At 62.7% G+C, this 16,804-nt stretch carries 17 protein-coding genes; 12 read left to right on the forward strand and 5 right to left on the reverse strand.

Translation table 11 applies throughout. The features are described 5' to 3' along the window. Positions 1-184: 184 nt before the first annotated feature. Positions 185-1,096 (forward strand): ankyrin repeat domain-containing protein, encoded by a 912-nt coding sequence (locus GGD57_RS17070; RefSeq protein WP_184471519.1) that lies wholly within the window; start codon positions 185-187, stop codon positions 1,094-1,096. Positions 1,097-1,176: 80 nt separating this feature from the next. Here the strand turns inward: GGD57_RS17070 and GGD57_RS17075 are convergent, their stop codons facing one another. Further along, on the reverse strand, positions 1,177-2,055 hold the full coding sequence (locus GGD57_RS17075; RefSeq protein WP_184471520.1) for an FkbM family methyltransferase: 879 nt from the start codon (positions 2,053-2,055) through the stop codon (positions 1,177-1,179). Further along, the gene (locus GGD57_RS17080) at positions 2,055-3,773 is read right to left on the reverse strand and encodes an adenylate/guanylate cyclase domain-containing protein (protein WP_184471521.1); all 1,719 of its coding nucleotides are present in this window, start codon (positions 3,771-3,773) and stop codon (positions 2,055-2,057) included. The genes GGD57_RS17075 and GGD57_RS17080 overlap by 1 nt, the downstream gene beginning before the upstream one ends. Positions 3,774-3,953: 180 nt before the next feature. Here GGD57_RS17080 and GGD57_RS17085 point away from each other — a divergent pair, with 180 nt between their 5' ends. Both GGD57_RS17085 and GGD57_RS17090 read left to right on the forward strand, forming a co-directional pair. Continuing rightward, entirely contained in the window at positions 3,954-5,045 is a 1,092-nt protein-coding gene (locus GGD57_RS17085; RefSeq protein ID WP_184471522.1) for a glycosyltransferase family 4 protein, read from the forward strand. Further along, complete coding sequence (locus GGD57_RS17090; protein WP_184471523.1) at positions 5,045-5,797, forward strand: polysaccharide deacetylase family protein; 753 nt, start codon at positions 5,045-5,047, stop codon at positions 5,795-5,797. The genes GGD57_RS17085 and GGD57_RS17090 overlap by 1 nt, the downstream gene beginning before the upstream one ends. Before the next feature lie 107 nt (positions 5,798-5,904). Here GGD57_RS17090 and GGD57_RS17095 read toward each other — a convergent pair whose 3' ends face one another. Continuing rightward, positions 5,905-6,279, reverse strand: coding sequence for a GFA family protein (locus GGD57_RS17095; RefSeq protein ID WP_184471524.1), 375 nt, complete (start codon positions 6,277-6,279; stop codon positions 5,905-5,907). 110 nt (positions 6,280-6,389) lie between these two features. Next, the gene (locus tag GGD57_RS17100) at positions 6,390-7,220 is read right to left on the reverse strand and encodes an MBL fold metallo-hydrolase (protein ID WP_184471525.1); all 831 of its coding nucleotides are present in this window, start codon (positions 7,218-7,220) and stop codon (positions 6,390-6,392) included. A gap of 499 nt (positions 7,221-7,719) precedes the next feature. On the opposite strand from GGD57_RS17100, the gene GGD57_RS17105 reads away from it, so the two are divergent. Continuing rightward, positions 7,720-8,388, forward strand: coding sequence for a GntR family transcriptional regulator (locus tag GGD57_RS17105; RefSeq protein WP_184471642.1), 669 nt, complete (start codon positions 7,720-7,722; stop codon positions 8,386-8,388). Between the two features lie 38 nt (positions 8,389-8,426). After that, positions 8,427-9,101 (forward strand): GntR family transcriptional regulator, encoded by a 675-nt coding sequence (locus GGD57_RS17110; RefSeq protein ID WP_184471526.1) that lies wholly within the window; start codon positions 8,427-8,429, stop codon positions 9,099-9,101. Positions 9,102-9,138: 37 nt separating this feature from the next. On the opposite strand, the gene GGD57_RS17115 is transcribed toward GGD57_RS17110, so the two are convergent. Then, the gene (locus tag GGD57_RS17115) at positions 9,139-11,034 is read right to left on the reverse strand and encodes a bifunctional sugar phosphate isomerase/epimerase/4-hydroxyphenylpyruvate dioxygenase family protein (RefSeq protein WP_184471527.1); all 1,896 of its coding nucleotides are present in this window, start codon (positions 11,032-11,034) and stop codon (positions 9,139-9,141) included. A gap of 222 nt (positions 11,035-11,256) precedes the next feature. Here GGD57_RS17115 and GGD57_RS17120 point away from each other — a divergent pair, with 222 nt between their 5' ends. The 7 genes from GGD57_RS17120 to GGD57_RS17150 all read left to right on the forward strand — a co-directional run bounded on the left by GGD57_RS17120 (position 11,257) and on the right by GGD57_RS17150 (position 16,799). After that, positions 11,257-12,087: a transporter substrate-binding domain-containing protein gene (locus GGD57_RS17120; RefSeq protein ID WP_184471528.1), complete on the forward strand. Its 831-nt coding sequence runs from the start codon at positions 11,257-11,259 to the stop codon at positions 12,085-12,087. A gap of 184 nt (positions 12,088-12,271) precedes the next feature. Continuing rightward, entirely contained in the window at positions 12,272-12,721 is a 450-nt protein-coding gene (locus GGD57_RS17125; RefSeq protein WP_184471529.1) for a type II 3-dehydroquinate dehydratase, read from the forward strand. Beyond that, a complete protein-coding gene (locus tag GGD57_RS17130; protein WP_085739767.1) occupies positions 12,718-13,386 on the forward strand; it encodes an amino acid ABC transporter permease in 669 nt (222 codons plus the stop codon). Before GGD57_RS17125 ends, GGD57_RS17130 begins: the two co-directional genes overlap by 4 nt. 10 nt (positions 13,387-13,396) lie before the next feature. Then, on the forward strand, positions 13,397-14,038 hold the full coding sequence (locus GGD57_RS17135) for an amino acid ABC transporter permease (RefSeq protein ID WP_184471530.1): 642 nt from the start codon (positions 13,397-13,399) through the stop codon (positions 14,036-14,038). 54 nt (positions 14,039-14,092) lie between these two features. After that, positions 14,093-14,857, forward strand: a complete 765-nt coding sequence (locus tag GGD57_RS17140; protein ID WP_281423751.1) for an amino acid ABC transporter ATP-binding protein — start codon at positions 14,093-14,095, stop codon at positions 14,855-14,857. Between the two features lie 39 nt (positions 14,858-14,896). Continuing rightward, a complete protein-coding gene (locus GGD57_RS17145) occupies positions 14,897-15,964 on the forward strand; it encodes a Gfo/Idh/MocA family protein (protein ID WP_184471531.1) in 1,068 nt (355 codons plus the stop codon). Between the two features lie 4 nt (positions 15,965-15,968). Then, the gene (locus GGD57_RS17150) at positions 15,969-16,799 is read left to right on the forward strand and encodes a shikimate dehydrogenase family protein (RefSeq protein ID WP_184471532.1); all 831 of its coding nucleotides are present in this window, start codon (positions 15,969-15,971) and stop codon (positions 16,797-16,799) included. Positions 16,800-16,804 lie beyond the last annotated feature (5 nt).

A 16,804-nucleotide genomic window follows, 5' to 3' on the forward strand; every position in this document is an offset into this window, starting at 1 on the left:
TTTTTTCGGGCTTGCACAAGATCTGGCCTATCGCCGGCGGTGCAATAAGCCAGGCCCTCCTCCTCCAATTGGTTCTCGCGAATATTGACGGCAGACGTGGAGGTCCGGGGCGCACGCCAAGCTGGCCGGCAGGGGCGCTCGGGTATATAATTATCGGTCACCGTGTTGGCGGAGGGAGAGCCGGATGCGTGAACTGATCGGAAGCGCGCTCATCTATTTGAGTGCTCTCACAGCCGGCCAATGCGCTCCACTTCACGAGGCGGTCAAGAGCGGCGACCTGACAGCCATCGCGGCGGCCCTCGATGCCGGCGCCGACATCGAGGAGCAGGAGAAAGGGATCACGCCGCTCTTCCTGGCGGTTCGCAGCGGTCATCCCGAAGCCGTGGAATTGCTGATCGAGCGCGGGGCCGGCGTGAACAACCCCTCGGCGCTCGGCCTGCCGCTTACCGGCGCCGTTCTGCAGAATTCCGCCGACCTCATGGGACTATTGTTGGCGCACGGCGCCGACCCGAACGCCGCATCGAGGGGCGAGCGCATGCTGCATTTCGCGGTCGCGAACGGCTGTCTCGACTGCGTCAAGGTGCTCGTCGAAGCCGGCGCCGACGTCAACGCCGTCTGGACCCGGGGTGATCCCGCCCGTCTGCCGGCCATTATCACGCCCTATCACCTTGCCAGGCACAATGATCAGGCCGAGATCGCCGCCTACCTGCTGGCGCATGGCGTTACCATTCTGAAACCCGAGCCGATTGCCGCGAAGCTGGCAAAGGGCGACCCGGCCAAAGGCGCGGCCTTCTTTGCCCCCAACTGCTCCTCCTGCCATGCTACCCGCGCCCAGGGTGGACCCACCCGGGGGCCGAACTTGTGGAACGTCGTCGGACGCGACAAGGCCTCGACCAAGTTTGGCGGCTACTCCAAAACCCTGTCGGCCTGGGAGGGGTCCTGGACCTATGAGGATCTCAATATCTTTCTTGCCGGTCCGACACTGACGACACCTGGCGTCGACATGGAAATCCGCGCCGCGCCGGATGAAGCCGACCGGCTTGACGTGATCGCCTATCTCAGAACGCTCGCCGACACGCCGGCTCCGCTGCCTTGAGGAGCCGGCGCGCGATGCTCGAGACTTGAGAAGGCGTGCCGCACGGCACGGCGTCAACGATCAGCTGTCAGGATGTAAGCCTACGGCAAAAACAGCACATTATACTGGTCAAACTCGCCCGGCAGATCCCGTACCTTCATCTCCACCTCGCGGTCCTCGAACAGCACGAGGCAATCCTCGTAAAACCCCGACAGCATCGACATGAAGGCCTTCGTGCCCTCGGCGCCGTAGAACAGCGGCGTGAATTCCATATGCAGCGGCACGCGGCGGGCAAGCAGCGGCTGCATCGAGCGGCAGGCGACCGGCTCGTAACCTTCGATATCCATCCACACCAGGCCGATCGCGGCGGGGTCGATCGCAAGGCCGGCGAGGATCTCGGAGACCGGCTTTACCGGCACGCTGATCTTCCTGTCGGTCGGGCTCTGGCGGATGGCGCTGCTCTTGCCGTGATTGTTGAGGTTGAGAAAAAAGTCGATCTCACCGGCGTGCTCGCCGGCAGCGCAATTGATAAGTCGGACCTTTTCCTCCAGCCGGTTCTGGCGGATGTTGCGTTCAAGCAGCGGGAAATTGCGCGGGTCGGGCTCGATGCTGACGATGTGGGCATAGGTGCCGCTCAAGGCGAAATAGACGGTCTGGGTGCCGATATTGCCGCCGATTTCCAGCAGTGTGGCATCCTTTCGCAGCAGCCCGCGCTCGCGCAGGATGGCGATCAGCCGGTCGACGGCGTCGCGCTCGAAATGGCCCTTCCGGAAGACCTTGCGGCCGATATAATCGCCGGGCGAGAAGGTCATCAGATGGTCGCCGGCGTCGACCGTCATCGAGGTGACGCGCGGGCCGATATTCTCGATCAGTAGCCGGCGGCCGAAGCGGGTGTCGAAGAAGCGCGAGACGGCTCGATTGCGCGCCTTGCGCAGGCGGCGGCTCCAATATCTGGCGGTGAGCCAGGGTTTGCCGGGCATCAGTCTTTTCCTTCGAGCGGTGCTGCCGCTTTCTCTCGCGGAATGACATAGACTTTCAAGGGCAGGGCGCGGCCGCGCACGTTGATTTCACGGCTTTCGATGCCGGAAAGATCGGCGCCGGAGAGGGTTGCCACCGGTTCGGAGATGACGATTGCCGCCTCGAACTCCTTGGCGGCGCTTTCCAGCCGGCTCGCGACGTTCACGGTATCGCCGATCGCCGTCATGCTGCGCACCCGCCCATAGCCCATCGTGCCGACGACGGCGGGGCCGGTGTGAATGCCGATTGCGATGCGCAGCGGCAGCGCCAGTTCCTCGGCGAGTTCGGCGGCGAGTTTCTCGATCTCGGCGACGATTGCCGCAGCCGCTGTGAGCGCCTGGCGGCATGCCTGCTCCGGCGCGGTGTTGAGGCCGAAGAGCGCCATGGCGCCGTCGCCGATGAACTTGTCGAGCCGCCCGCCCGCCTGCTCCACCGCCTTGCCGATGATGGCGAAATAGCGGTTCAGCAGGAAGACGACATCGAAGGGCAGGCGGGTTTCCGTCAGCGTGGTGAAATGGCGGATATCGACGAAGAGCACGGCGATCTCACGCTCGCGGCCGGGGCTGGTCTCCTGGCTGTTGGCGGGAAGGGCGCCTTCGACCGCCGGCACGAGCAGCGGCGCGACCGCGAGGTCGCGGTCGGGGCGCAGTTGGCAGGCGAGCCGGACATCCGGCCCGGCATTGATGCGCCGCAGCGTCGTCTGTTCCATCTTGTCGGGGGCCGGCAGGGCTTCGTAATCGCCGAGGATCTGCACGCGGCAGGTGGAGCACTGGCCCTTGCCGCCGCAGACGGAATAATGCGGCAGGCCACCGAGCCGACTTGCTTCCAGCACCGAGAAGCCGCGCGGCACACGGATCACTTCGCCGCCCGGATAATGCACGGCCACCTGGTCGAGGCGCTCCTTCAGCTTGCGCCGGGCGCGGGCGACGACGACGATGAGCAGGGAGAGCGAGAAAGCGCCGTAAAGCACGGCGCGGATCTCAGAGACTTCACGGCCAATCCCGGGGTTCGAGGCGAAATGGCTGTTGACGGTCGCCTTGTAAGGGCTGTTGGCGATGGCCTGCTGGTAGGAGGGGTCGGCGAGCGTGCGGCCCATTTCGACGAAGCCGAGCAGCGACAGAACCGGTACGAGGATCGCCAGCGCCAGCAACAATGGCGCAAAGCTCGGGTACCAGGGGCGGTAGCGCAGCCAGAAATGGATGCCGATGCAGCCGTGGATCCATACGGCGAGGACACCGAGCCCCTGGCGCAGGCCGTTCGTCGGGTTCCGGATCCACAGCGTAGTCACGACCGTCTCGTAATCGTCGATATAGCCGTAGAGCTCGTGGGCGATGCGCGTGCCGATGACATGATCCATGAGAAGCAGCGGGATCAGCAAGCCGAGCACGATCTGCGCCATTTCGCCCTTCGGCATGACCAGGCTGCGGCGCATATAGATGGCGCGCAGCACCAGCGCGATGTGGGTCAGAATCGACGAATAGAAGATGGCGGTCCCGACCGGATTGCGCCAGATCGCCAGGAAAAGGCGGGCGGCCTTATCGGCGGCGGAGACCGAAATCAGGCCGATCGCATGGTTCGACAAATGCAGCAGGACGAAGATGAAAATGACCAGGCCGGAACCAAGCCTTGCCCTTCTGATCGAGCGCTCCGAAAAAATCCCTGTGACTGAGGCCGTCGTCATTCATTCCCGTTCTTGTCGATGCAACCGCGCGCCCATAGAGATTGGCAAAAAGGCGGAATTGTTTCGATCGCGATCACATTCCATATGCTTATGCGCAAGTTTTCGGGAAATGGACAATAGCGGAGTTGCGCCGGCGGGCATGCCGGGTGGAAACAGTGTGTCTCCAGGTGAGGGTTGTGGATGCGGGTGGCTTTTTACGCGCCGATGAAATCGCCGAACCATCCGGTGCCGTCGGGCGACCGGCTGATGGCGCGGCTGTTGATCCGGGCGCTCGAGCGCGCCGGCCACGAGGTCGAGATCGTGTCCGAATTCCGCGCTTATGCCGCGAGCCCGGAGGCGGCAGCGGCGCTCGAACCGGCCATCCGTGCCGAATTGCAGCGGCTGCGGGACAAATGGGCTTGCGGGCCGCGACCCGAACTCTGGTTCTGCTACCACCCCTATTACAAATCGCCCGATGCTTTCGGGCCGGCGATATCGGCTGAATTGGCCATTCCCTATGTGACGGCGGAAGCCTCCTATGCGGCCAAGCGCGACAGCACCGGCTGGGCCGCCCAGCAGCAGCGCGTCGGCGAAGCGATCCTGCAGGCGGCGGTCAACATCAGCTTCACCGAGCGAGACCGGGCAGGGCTTTCCGCCGCCTTTCCGCAGGCCCGGCTTGGCCGCCTGCAACCTTTCATCGACACGGCGCTGTTCGAGACGGTATCGCCGGCGCCGGACCCGCGCCGGCTGGTGACGGTGGCGATGATGCGGGCGGGCGACAAGATGAAGAGCTATGCGATGCTGGCAAAGGCATTGCGGCTGATCGAAGACCGGCCCTGGACGCTTGCCGTCATCGGTGACGGCCCGATGCGCCAGGAGGTGCAGGCGCTGTTTGCCGGCCTTCCCCCGGGCCGCATCGAGTGGCTGGGCGAGCTGGACGGAGCGGAGATCGCCGGCCTGCTCGGGCGCGGCGGTATGTATGTCTGGCCGGGCTGCGGCGAGGCTTACGGGCTTGCCTATCTGGAAGCCCAGGCCGCCGGCCTGCCTGTCGTGGCACAGGAAACGGCGGGCGTGCCTTCCGTGGTCGAGGCCGAGGTGACCGGCCTGCTGACCCGGGATGGCGACATTGCTGCCTATGCCGGGGCCGTGGCTGCCTTGCTTGACGATGGAGAGCGGCGAGACGCCATGGGGCAGGCGGCGCAGCGCTTCGTGCTCGAGGAGCGCTCGCTGGCGGTGGCGGCGGAACGACTGGACGGAATTTTGCGGGACCATGCGGGAACAGGAGTGAAGTGATGACCGATCGGATGGACGACTGGGAGCCGCTGCGCCGCGAACTCGACCGCTGGCAGGCCGCCGGCCGGGTGGTGCGGTTCTGGCTGCGGGACGATGATGCCATCGAGCCGACGCCGGCGCTTGAAACGCTGCTGGCGCTGGCGGGGGAAAGCAGGGTTCCGCTGACGCTTGCCGTCATTCCCGGCCTGACCGGCGAGGCTCTGGCGGCGCGGCTGGCGGCGGAGGCAGGCGTGACTGTCGCCGTGCACGGCTGGTCGCACACGAACCATGCCGGGCCGGAGGCCAAGAAGCAGGAACTCGGCGGCGAGCGGCCGGCAGACGTCGTGCTCGGCGAGTTGCGCGAAGGGTTGCGGCTGCTGGAGCGGCTGCATCCGGCCCGCTTCCAGCGGCTGCTGGTGCCGCCGTGGAACCGCATCCACGCGGCCCTTATCCCGGCACTGCCGGGGCTTGGTTTTGCGGCGCTGTCGGTCTATGGGCGGGCAAGGCAGGGCGGCCCGATGCCGCTGCTCAACACCCATGTCGACATCATCGACTGGCACGGCACGCGCGGCGGACGCGGCGAGGCGGAACTGGTGGCCGAGCTGGTGGCCGAGCTGCATGACCGCTTTGCCGGCAATGACGAGCCGATCGGCGTGCTCACCCACCATCTGGTGCATGACGCCGCCGCCTGGGATTTCCTGTCGGCCTTGTTTGTCATGACGGGCCGGCATCCTGCCGTCCGCTGGTCATCGGCATCGGCGCTTCTAAGATAGAAGGGGATCAAAGCGCCTGGGAAATTCTCGGATGAGGGCGGCGACAACGCCGGCGACGGCGATCCGGCGATGCCGGACGAGGGCGGCCATCGGGCGCCCGCCGCCGCTCACCTGCGGTCTTCCTCATATTGCTCGGCGCCTTCCACCGGCCGCAGCCACGCTTCGCGGCGCTTGATCCAGAGTTCGTAGCCCGGCACGAGCGGCGTCGGGGCTTCGGAGAGGATGCCGAGCTTGATCTCCGCCTCTACGGCATCGGCGGAAAACAGCCGCGAGCCGCAGCCGGTGCAGAAATGCCGGCCTTGGAACGCGCCGGTTTCCCCCGTGTGCTCGAATTGGCCGGCGGGCCAGATCCCATAGAAGGTAAAGGCCGAACCGCTGTCCTTCCTGCAATCGGTGCAATGACAGATCCCGACGCGCAAAGGCTCGCCCCGAACGGAAAGCTGCACCTGGCCGCAAAGGCATTGTCCGGAAAACACGGTCATGGCTGTCCCCGTTTCATTGATCTCGCGCGGGGGAAACGGTCTGGCTCGGCATCCGTTCCGCAGAGCATGTCGCGCAAAATGTGCGAGACTACGAAAGATCGCGACGCGCTTTAGATCACAACGGTCTGGTTGTCGCGGGCGGCGAAGGATTCGGGGAAGGCGGCCTGCGCCTTGGCTTCCATCTCAGCCAGCTGTTCGTCGGTGCGCGAGGGGGCGTGGTGGAACAGGGCGAAGCGCTTGGCGCCCGCCATCCTTGCCAGCTCGGTGCCGTGCTCCCAGGTCGAATGGCCGAAGCCCTTGAAACGCTGCATCTCGTCTTCATTGTAAGTGCAGTCGTAGACGACGAGATCGGCGCCTTGCATCATCTCCAGCGAGACCGGGTCGTGGCTGCCGGGAATATGCTCGATGTCGTAGATCAGCGCGACCGAACGGCCCTGCCACTCGACGCGATAGCCGATGGCGCCGCCCGGATGGTTCAGCATGAAGGTCTTGATCGTGACGCCCTTGTGGGGCGTCAGCACCTGGCCGGGGTGGAAGTCGCTGAAATTCATCGTCGCCTGGCAGATGTCGGTTTTGACAGGAAACCAGGGCGGGCTGATGAACTGCTCGACCATTTCCCGCGTGCTCATCTTGCCGTCGAGATGGCCCGACCAGATGTTGACGTTGATCGAGGGATAATAGATCGCCTTGAAGAAGGGCAGGCCGATAATGTGATCGTAGTGGCAGTGGCTGAAGAACAGGTCGACATCGCTGACACCGTCGGCGAGCAGTGACAGCCCCGCCTCACGCAGGCCGGAGCCCGCGTCGAAGATCATCCGATGTTTTCCGCAGCGAATTTCGATGCAGGACGTGTTACCGCCGTAGCGGTCGAACTCGGGGCCGGATACGGGAATACTGCCGCGGACGCCCCAAAATTTTACCTGAAACAGTTCTGTCGTCATCTTTCTTCAAACCGGCCTTCCCGCATCGCCATCGTAATCATAGTTCACCTCGATGCGAAGCAGCAGAATTCCACGGGTTTGCCTGTGCCCCCTTTCATTCTCCTCACCGCTAGCGGAAGAAGGAGTAGATTTTCCTAAGCAATCGGCTTTCGCGTCGGAAAGCAACCCAGTATGGTTGGTTTTCGGTAAACGGGCTGCTGGGGCGGGACAATTTTCCCGTAACTCATGCCTATTAGATGGTTGCGTGCGATTGAAAAAACAATTGCCGCCGCTCCAAGTCCCAATCCTCCCTGTCAAGCCGGCCGCGCTGAAGGCCTCTCAGATGATTTTGAAGGCCGGGCGCGTGTCGGTGCAGCGCGGGTAGATTTCCCCGGCTTCAATACCGGCAGAAATCCGTATCATATGAGAAAATTGTGCTGGCTCCGGCACGAATGTTTGCTTGCTTAGCGTTGCCGAAAGGCGATATATCCGACGATATCGGAAATATAAGAGACTCATGATGCTGCAGCCTGTCGTGAACGAGACCATTGCCGAGAGCAGCTACAGGCGGATTCGGGCCGATATCATTTTCGGGCGGCTGGCGCCCGGACAAAAATTGAAGCTGGACAGCCTGAAGGAGTCCTACGAGACCAGCATCAGCACGCTGAGAGAGGTGCTGAACCGGCTGTCCTCCGAGGGTCTCGTCGTTGCCGAGGGGCAGAAAGGCTTCGAAGTTTCGCCGGTGTCGGTGTCCGATCTCAAGGAGACGGCGGCGATGAGGCTGCTGCTGGAGACGCATGCCCTGGAGCAGTCCTTTGCGCGCGGAGACGTGGAATGGGAGGCGCCGCTGGTCTCGGCCCATTACAAACTGGCGCGGATGGAGCAGGTGATGGCGTCAGGCGATACCAGCCGGGCCGAGGACTGGAAGCGTTACGACTGGGAGTTCCACCAGGCCCTGATATCGGCCTGCGGATCGAAATTGCTGATGGAAACGCACGCGGCGATCTTTGACAGATATCTCAGATACCAGATGGTTGCCTTATCCTACCGCGGCGATGTCGCGGCCAATGAACACCAGCAGCTTTTGGATGCGGCGCTGCGACGGGATGCGGAGACGGCCAAGCGCGTGCTTGTCCTGCATATTCAAGGCGGGGTCGAACATGCCCTGGCGCGCGGGACTTTGAAATAGCACCACAGGGAATGCATCTCGGCAAAGCAGGAAAAGCCATGCTCACGCAAGTCCACGACCCGGCTGAAACAGTCAGCGATATCGTCTTCCGGCAGATCCGCGAGGATATCATATCGGGCACATTGCCGCCGGGGGCCAAGATCAAGCTGGAGCAGGCCAAGGAACGCTACTCGATCGGCATTTCGTCGCTGCGCGAAATTCTGAGCCGCCTGACCACGGAGAACCTTGTCGTCGCCGAAGGGCAGCGTGGTTTTGAAGTCAGCCCCGCATCGCGGCGGGAACTGCTGGAGCTTGCCGATCTGAGGATCGTGCTGGAAACGCATGCGATCGGCCTCGCCTTCGCGGCGGGAAATCTCGAATGGGAGGGGCGCATCGTCGCTGCCCATCACCGGCTGGCTGCTGCCGAGCGCAAGCTGCTGGCGGGCGACGTGTCGCGCACGGTCGACTGGGTCCGCTACGATTGGGAATTCCACCAGGCGATTGTCTCGGCCTGCAATTCCGTCACGCTGATGGCGACACTGTCCTCCGTCTTCGACCGTTTTCTGCGCTACCACATGCTGGCCGAAAGCTTTCGCGGCAAGCCTGTCGTCGACGACCACAGGCTCTTGTTCGAACTGTCCCTTCGACGCGATGTCGCCGGCGCCACCGAGGTGGTCAGGCGGCATGTTCAAAGCGGCGTGGAACATGTGCTCAAGAGCGGCCGAATTCCGTAGAACAGCTTGATACCGCGGCATCATGCTTGAACTGAGTTCAATAGGCGTCCTTCGGAATGCCTTCCGGGCGCATCTGTCTTTTCAGCGCGGCAATCCGGAAAATCGCGTTCGGCGCGCCATAGCCGCGATAGCCGCGCCGCTCGACGATTTCGAAAAAGAAACCCTCTCCATAGGTGCCGCTGTAGAGCTGGAAATATTCGCCATGCTCGTCCCGGTCATAGAGAATGTTCTCCGCCTTCAGCTGCTCGGTCATGACAGGATCGAGCCCGAAGCGTGCCTCGACGTCGTCGTAATAGTTCGGCGAGATGTGCAGCGGCCTGAAACCGCAGGCGCGAAGTTTTTCGGCGGTGGCGAAGATGTCATCGGTTGAAAATGCCAGGTGCTGGATTCCGGACCCGAATTTCTCGGCAATGAAATGTCCCGCCAGGGTGCGGCGATTTTCGGCGCCGTTCATGGTGATGCGCAGCGCGCCCGACCGGTTCTCGACGACCTGGCTGCGCACCACCCCGGCGGGGTCGATGATGTCGACCATCGGGGTCTTATGGGTCTCGAAGATCGAGGTGTAGAACAGAAGCCAGGTGAGCATTTCGTCGTAGCCGACCGTCTGGGCGACGTGGTCGACGCGCAAAAGGCCGGCGGATGCCATGCCGCTCTCATCATTGACCGGCCGGAAATCGATTTCGGAAAAGCGGCCCAAGGCGCTCTTGTCGTCGATGAGGTAGATGATGCCGCCACCCACGCCGCGAATGGCCGGCAGCTCGAGCTCGCCGTCGGCGGCAGGCTGGACGAAGGGTTCGGCATCGAGCGCAAGGGCGCGTTCATAGGCTTTTGCCGCATCGTCGACATCGAGCGCGATGGCATAGGCAAAGGTGCCGTGCACGGCGTAGGCGGCGTTGGCAAATCCCGCCTGGTCGACATTGACGAGGATGCGGATTTCGCCCTGCTCGAACAGCGAGACTTTTTTGGTGCGGTGGACGGCGGTCTGTTTGAAGCCGAGGGTGCGCAGCAATGCCACCAGTTCGACCTCGTCCTGTTCGTCGGTGGCAAACTCCACGAAGCCGACGCCTTGAACGGCCGCTCTTTCCGGCATCGCCGCCCCGGCCATGCTGCCGGTGCCGAGATGGCGCCGCACCTGGTCGCCGAGATAGATCAGCGAGCGGTGGCCATCGGCAGCAATCGCACGCGACAGGCCGCCTCGAAACTGGTCGTTGAAGATCTCCAGGGAGAAATACCCGTCGTAACCGGTGGCGGCGACGGCTTCGGTGAAGGCCGTAACGGGAAGGTCGCCTTCTCCCGGCATGTTGCGGAAGTGGCGGCTCCAGTAGAGCAGGTCCATGTCTATATCAGGCGCATCGGCAAGCTGGACGATGAAGATCTTCTCCTTGGGAATCGAGCGGATGGAATTGACGTCGATCTTGCGTGACAAGGTGTGGAAGCCGTCGAGGATAAGGCCGACATTCGGATGATCGGCGCGCCGTACGATCTCCCAGGCGTCGCGGTGGTCGCTGATATGGCGGCCCCAGGCGAGCGCCTCGTAACCCACGCGCAGTCCACGCCGGGCGGCGCGCTCGCCGAGTTCGCGGAAATCCTCAGCCGCCCGATCGATGCCGCCCAAGGCTGCCGGCGAGACGTTCGAGCAGACGAGCACCAGATCCGTTCCGAGCTGCTGCATCACGTCGAATTTTCGTTCGGCGCGATCGAAGGTGCGGCTTCGCAGCGGCTCCGGCATGCTCTCGAAATCCCGGAACGGCTGAAACAGGGTGATCTCAAGGCCATGGTCGCGCACGAGTTTGCCGACGTCGGCCGGGCTTCCGTCGAATGCCAGGAAATCGTTTTCGAAAATCTCGACGCCGTCGAAGCCCGCTCGGGCAATCGCCTCGAGCTTTTCCGGCAGTTCGCCGCTGATCGTCACAGTCGCAATCGAGGTCTTCATATCAAAGCCCTTTCGGTATCCGCACCGCACGCAGGGGAAAATCGCTCTCATCTATTATTGCAAATGTCGTGAGAAATTAAAATAGCTGGTCGTATCCTAAACTCTCAGATGATTTCGAAAAACTCTGTTGATTTTGGTGTCATGCTCTGGCAATCATTGCCTCCACAGTCAAAAGGTGAGGTGGCTGTCCGGTCCATCGACCGTCAAAGGAGGAGGAATTCCATGTTCAAATCTATGCTGACTCGCCGAAACGCGATGCTCGGAGCCGCAGCCGTGGTGGCCGCCGTCACTTTGGCGCAGCCGGCTGCTGCCGTGACGCCTGACGAAATCAAGGCGCGCGGCAAAATCATCGTCGGAATTCAGGGTGACAATCCGCCTTGGGGTTTTGTGGCCAGCGGCGGCAAGCAGGACGGTCTCGACGCCGACATCGCAACGCTGTTCGCCAAGGAACTGGGTGTTTCCGTCGAATTCGTGCCGCTTGAAGTCAACAACCGCATTCCGGCGCTCACGGCCGGCCGCGTCGACGTTCTCTTTGCAACGATGGCCATGCTGCCGGATCGCGCCAAGGCGGTGCAGTTCAGCAAGCCCTATGTTGCCAATGCCATCGTGCTGATCGGCCCCAAATCGGCGCAGATCAAGACGAATGCCGACATGGCCAAGTTCACGGTCGGCGTCGCCAAGGGTGCAGCGCAGGACACGCAGGTGACGAAGAACGCGCCTGAGGGCACGACGATCCGGCGCTATGACGGTGACGCTGCCAGCGTCCAGGCCCTTGTTTCCGGCCAGGTCGACACGCTGGGCGGCAACATCTTCTACATGGACCGGGTGAACAAGGCACGTCCGGGCGAATTCGAAAACAAGCTCGAATTCCAGAAGCTCTACAACGGCGCCTGCACTCGTCTCGGCGAGAAGGAAATCAATGCGGCGCTCAACACCTTCATCGACAAGATCAAGACAAACGGCGACCTCAAGGCCGTCTACGACAAGTGGATGAAGGTTCCGGTGCCGGAATTCCCGGAAACGCTGGAAGGCATTCCGTTCGCGGCGAAGTGAGATCGTTCTCTTCCGTCATGCTCGGGCTTGTCCCGAGCATCTGCCGCCGCCCGCAGTAGATCCTCGGGACAAGCCCGAGGATGACGTCGGGAGGGTGTAAGCGTCTCGCCAAACAAGACGGGCATGCCGATGCCGGTCAACGCAATCGCTATGCTTAAGGCTACGCCCGTTTGAGGTGCGCGACATGACCAGAACCATCTTTGTGCTCAACGGACCGAACCTGAACCTGCTCGGCGAGCGCGAGCCGGCGATCTACGGCTCGGCGACGCTCAGCGATATCAGGGACAAGTGCCTGGCCAGGGCTGCGAGCCTCGGCTTTGCCATCGACTTCCGCCAGACCAATTTCGAGGGCGAGCTGGTGGAAAGCGTGCATCAGGCCCGCAAGGAGGCTTGCGGCATCATCATCAATCCGGCCGGCTATACCTTCACCTCGATCGCCCTGCTCGATGCGCTGAAAACCTTCGATCCCCCGAAGATCGAGCTGCATATTTCCAATGTGCATGCCCGCGAGGAGATCTATCACAAATCCCTGGTCTCGCGCGTCGCCACCGCCATCATGATCGGCTTTGGCCCCCGCGGTTATGAACTCGCCATCGAAGCAATGGCCGGCATGGTGGGAGCAGCGAAGGCATGAATTACACGCTGGATTTCACCCCCGTTATCGATGGTCTGCCGAGCCTCCTGCTCGGTTGCCTCGGGACATTCCTGCTTGCCATTTGCGGGATGCTGCTGGCGATCGTCATCGGAATTGGCGGGGTTGCCTTGCGCGACTCCGCTTTCAAGCCGGCGCGCTGGCTGGTCATCGCCTTCGTCGAACTGATCCGCAACACGCCGTTCCTGGTGCAGATCTTCTTCATCTACTTCGCGCTGCCGCTCGCCGGCATCCGGCTCGATCCGACGCCGACGGCGATCATCGCGCTCGGGATCAACGGCGGCGCCTACGCCATCGAGATCATCCGCGGCGGCGTCCAGTCGATTGCCAAGGGGCAGATGGAAGCGGGCCTCGCCCTTGGCCTGCACAAGGCGCAGGTCTTCCGGCTGATCATCCTCAAGCCGGCATTGCGGGCGATCTATCCGTCCCTGACCAGCCAGTTCGTGCTGTTGACGCTGACCACCAGCATCGCCTCGGCGATCTCGGCCTATGAGCTGACCTCGGTGTCCCAGCGCATCGAGTCGGAGAGCTTCCGCAGTTTCGAGGTCTACTTCACGGTCACGCTTTTCTATTTCGTGATTTCCTGGGTGATGATGCGCCTGTTTGCGCTGTTTTCGGCCCGCTACTTCAAATATCCCGTCAAGTAGGAGGAATTCCATGGGTCACGATGAGTTCGCCTTCCTCCTGATCGGCCTGAAATGGACGGTGGTCCTATCAGCGGTCGGCTTCGTCTGCGGCTGTATTGCCGGGCTCGGCGTCGCTCTGGCCCGCGTCTCGGGCAACCCGCTGCTGGAACGCGTGACATCAGGCTACATCGCCGTCTTCCAGGGAACGCCGCTGCTGATGCAGCTTTTCGTGGTCTACTACGGCCTGGCTCTGGTGGGATTGATGCTCGATGCCTGGGTGGCCGTCGCCATCGGGCTGACGCTGCATGCCAGCGCCTATCTCGGCGAGATCTGGCGCGGATCGATCGAAGCGGTGCCGCGCGGCCAGACGGAAGCGGCAAAGGCGCTCAGCCTGCGATACGTCTCCCGCATGAGGGACGTGATCCTGCCGCAGGCGCTGCGTATCTCGCTGCCTGCCACGATCGGCTTCCTCGTGCAGTTGATCAAAGGCACTTCGCTCGCCTCGATCGTCGGCTTCACCGAGCTGACGCGGGCCGGCAACATCATCTCCAATCAGATCTTCCAGCCGCTGACGGTCTTCGGCGTCGTCGGCATCCTGTACTTCCTGATGTGCTGCCCGCTGACGATTCTCGGCGCGCGCCTCGAGCGGAAGTTCGCCGCCTCGGCGCGCTGATCCGCAGCCTTTTTCTTCGATGCGGCCCTGGCCGCCAATCCTGGAGTTCTCCCGATGACCAGACCCGTTCCCCCTCAACGCGCGGAAGCCATGATCACCATGGCGCAGGTGGAAAAGTGGTACGGCTCGTTTCAAGCCCTTCACGATATCAACATGACCGTTCGCAGTGGCGAGAGGATCGTCCTGTGCGGCCCTTCCGGCAGCGGAAAGTCGACGCTCATTCGCTGTATCAACCATCTCGAGACCTACCAGAAAGGTCAGATCCGGGTCGGCGGCATCCTGCTCAGCGACCAGGCCAAGACAATCGATGCGATCCGCCGTGAGGTCGGCATGGTCTTCCAGCAGTTCAATCTTTTTCCGCATCTGACGGTGCTGCAGAACTGCATGCTGGCGCCGATGAAGGCGATCGGCGTCGGCAAAGCGGAGGCCGAGGAACGCGCGCGCGGGCTGCTCGATCGGGTCAAGATACTGGAGCAGGCCGACAAATACCCGGTCCAGCTTTCTGGCGGCCAGCAGCAGCGTGTCGCCATTGCCCGCGCGCTCTGCATGCGGCCGAAAGTCATGCTGTTCGACGAACCGACGTCGGCGCTCGACCCGGAGATGGTCAAGGAAGTGCTGGATACGATGATCGGGCTCGCCGACGAGGGCATGACGATGATCTGCGTCACCCACGAAATGGGCTTTGCCCGCCAGGTCGCCGACCGGGTGATTTTCATGGCGAGCGGCGCGATCGTCGAAGAAGCCCCGCCGGCCGAATTCTTCACCAACCCGCAGCACGAGCGGACCCGGAAATTTCTGGGAGAGATCCTGCGGAAGTAGGGGCAAGACCGATCCGTCGTCAAAATCCAGGAGCCGATCATGAAGCCGTTAGAGATTGCAGTCATGGGAGTCGGCCTGATCGGCAGACGCCATGCCGAACGCGTGATGTCCGAGCCCGGCGCGGTTCTTTCCGCCGTGATCGATCCTTCTGCCGCCGGTCGCGACTTTGCCCGAAATGCCGGCATCCGATGGTACGCGTCCTTCCAGGACATCCGCGCCGGGGACAGGCCTGACGGCGTCATCGTGGCAACGCCGAACCAGCTTCACGTCGAGAACGGGATGGAGGTTGTCGCCGCCGGCATTCCCGTTCTCGTGGAGAAACCGATCGCCGACGACGTCGTTGCTGCCGCGACGCTCGTTGCCGCCGGCGAGAGGGCGGGGATACCGCTCCTGGTCGGCCATCACAGGCGTCACAACCCGATGATCCAGGCGGCCAAACAAATCGTCGACAGCGGCAGGCTTGGCCGTATCATCGCGGTGCACGGCACCTTCTGGGTCGCCAAACCCGACGACTATTTCGATATCGCCTGGCGGCGTGAAGCCGGCGCCGGTCCGGTCTTCGTCAACCTGATCCACGATGTCGACCTCTTCCGCTTTCTCTTCGGTGAGGTCGATGCCGTCCAGGCGATGGAATCGCACGCCGTGCGGCACCACGCCGTCGAGGATAGCGCCGTCGTCTCGCTTCGGTTTGCCAGCGGTGTTCTCGCCACCCTCAGCGGCAGCGATGCCGTCGCCGCGCCCTGGAGCTGGGAGGCGACCACCGGTGAAAACCCCGCTTTTCCCCGTTACGATCAATTCTGCTATCAGATCGGCGGCACGAAGGGTTCGCTCGGGATTCCCGATCTGAGGCTTTGGACCAGCGCTTCGAAGCCGGATTGGCTGGAGAAGCTTGCCGAGGAGCGTGTGCCTCACGCGGCAGCCGATCCGCTCTGCGTTCAGCTCAGGCATTTTTGCGACGTCATTCGCGGCGATGCCGCGCCTCTCGTCAGTGGCCGAGAGGGGCTAGCGACCCTCAGGGTCGTCGAAGCGATCAAGAGGTCGGCGGGCTCGGGGCAGATGATCCATCTCTCCGACGCCGGCGTCTCTTCCAATCCCCAGAAAGTCTAGCCACATGATCAACGGGACGACCAAGCTCATCGCCCATCTCGGCTATCCCACCGAGTCCTTCAAGGCGCCTCTGATCTACAATCCCTATTTCGAGAAGACCGGGATCGACGCGGTCGTCGTGCCGATGGGCTGCAGGCCGGAGGATTATCCCACTTTCCTGAAGCTTGTCTTCCGGCTCTCCAATATCCACGGCGCGCTGATCACCATGCCCCACAAGGTATCGACGATGGCGCTGCTCGACGAAACATCGACCAATGCCAAAGTCGCGGGCGCGTGCAATGCGGTGCGTCTCGGTGCGGACGGCAGGCTGATCGGCGACATGTTCGACGGCGAAGGCTTCGTCCGCGGCGTTCTGCGCAAGGGCAAAAAAGTCGAAGGCGCTCGTGCGCTCGTCGTCGGCGCCGGCGGTGTCGGCTCGGCGATCGCCGCGTCGCTGGCACAGGCCGGTGTGGCTCATCTGGCGATCTTCGACGCCAATGCGACGACCGCGACAGCACTGCTCGACCGCCTGAAGACGTATTATCCGCAGCTGCAGGTGACGATCGGCTCTCTCGATCCGGCCGGCTTCGACATTGTCGTCAACGCCACGCCTCTCGGCATGCGCCGGGGTGACCCTCTGCCCATCGATGTCGAGCGCATTTCTCCTTCGACCTTCGTCGGCGAGGTCGTGCTGAGCAGGGAGATAACCCCTTTTCTCGAAGCTGTCCGGGCGCGGGGCTGCGCCTTTCAGGTGGGAACGGATATGTTGTTCGAACAGATCCCGGCCTATCTCGAATTCTTCGAATTCCCGACAACGACGGCCGATAATCTGCGTGAAATAGCCAAGCTCGGTTGATGCTC

This window comes from Rhizobium esperanzae, assembly GCF_014197615.1.
Classification (GTDB): Bacteria; Pseudomonadota; Alphaproteobacteria; order Rhizobiales; family Rhizobiaceae; genus Rhizobium; species Rhizobium esperanzae_A.

Bases quoted from the DNA above. Each gene is read 5' to 3' on its own strand.
- GGD57_RS17070 (WP_184471519.1), top strand. From the start codon at position 185: ATGCGTGAACTGATCGGAAGCGCGCTCATCTATTTGAGTGCTCTCACA.
- GGD57_RS17075 (WP_184471520.1), bottom strand. From the start codon at position 2,055: ATGCCCGGCAAACCCTGGCTCACCGCCAGATATTGGAGCCGCCGCCTG.
- GGD57_RS17080 (WP_184471521.1), bottom strand. From the start codon at position 3,773: ATGACGACGGCCTCAGTCACAGGGATTTTTTCGGAGCGCTCGATCAGA.
- GGD57_RS17085 (WP_184471522.1), top strand. From the start codon at position 3,954: ATGCGGGTGGCTTTTTACGCGCCGATGAAATCGCCGAACCATCCGGTG.
- GGD57_RS17090 (WP_184471523.1), top strand. From the start codon at position 5,045: ATGACCGATCGGATGGACGACTGGGAGCCGCTGCGCCGCGAACTCGAC.
- GGD57_RS17095 (WP_184471524.1), bottom strand. From the start codon at position 6,279: ATGACCGTGTTTTCCGGACAATGCCTTTGCGGCCAGGTGCAGCTTTCC.
- GGD57_RS17100 (WP_184471525.1), bottom strand. From the start codon at position 7,220: ATGACGACAGAACTGTTTCAGGTAAAATTTTGGGGCGTCCGCGGCAGT.
- GGD57_RS17105 (WP_184471642.1), top strand. From the start codon at position 7,720: ATGCTGCAGCCTGTCGTGAACGAGACCATTGCCGAGAGCAGCTACAGG.
- GGD57_RS17110 (WP_184471526.1), top strand. From the start codon at position 8,427: ATGCTCACGCAAGTCCACGACCCGGCTGAAACAGTCAGCGATATCGTC.
- GGD57_RS17115 (WP_184471527.1), bottom strand. From the start codon at position 11,034: ATGAAGACCTCGATTGCGACTGTGACGATCAGCGGCGAACTGCCGGAA.
- GGD57_RS17120 (WP_184471528.1), top strand. From the start codon at position 11,257: ATGTTCAAATCTATGCTGACTCGCCGAAACGCGATGCTCGGAGCCGCA.
- GGD57_RS17125 (WP_184471529.1), top strand. From the start codon at position 12,272: ATGACCAGAACCATCTTTGTGCTCAACGGACCGAACCTGAACCTGCTC.
- GGD57_RS17130 (WP_085739767.1), top strand. From the start codon at position 12,718: ATGAATTACACGCTGGATTTCACCCCCGTTATCGATGGTCTGCCGAGC.
- GGD57_RS17135 (WP_184471530.1), top strand. From the start codon at position 13,397: ATGGGTCACGATGAGTTCGCCTTCCTCCTGATCGGCCTGAAATGGACG.
- GGD57_RS17140 (WP_281423751.1), top strand. From the start codon at position 14,093: ATGACCAGACCCGTTCCCCCTCAACGCGCGGAAGCCATGATCACCATG.
- GGD57_RS17145 (WP_184471531.1), top strand. From the start codon at position 14,897: ATGAAGCCGTTAGAGATTGCAGTCATGGGAGTCGGCCTGATCGGCAGA.
- GGD57_RS17150 (WP_184471532.1), top strand. From the start codon at position 15,969: ATGATCAACGGGACGACCAAGCTCATCGCCCATCTCGGCTATCCCACC.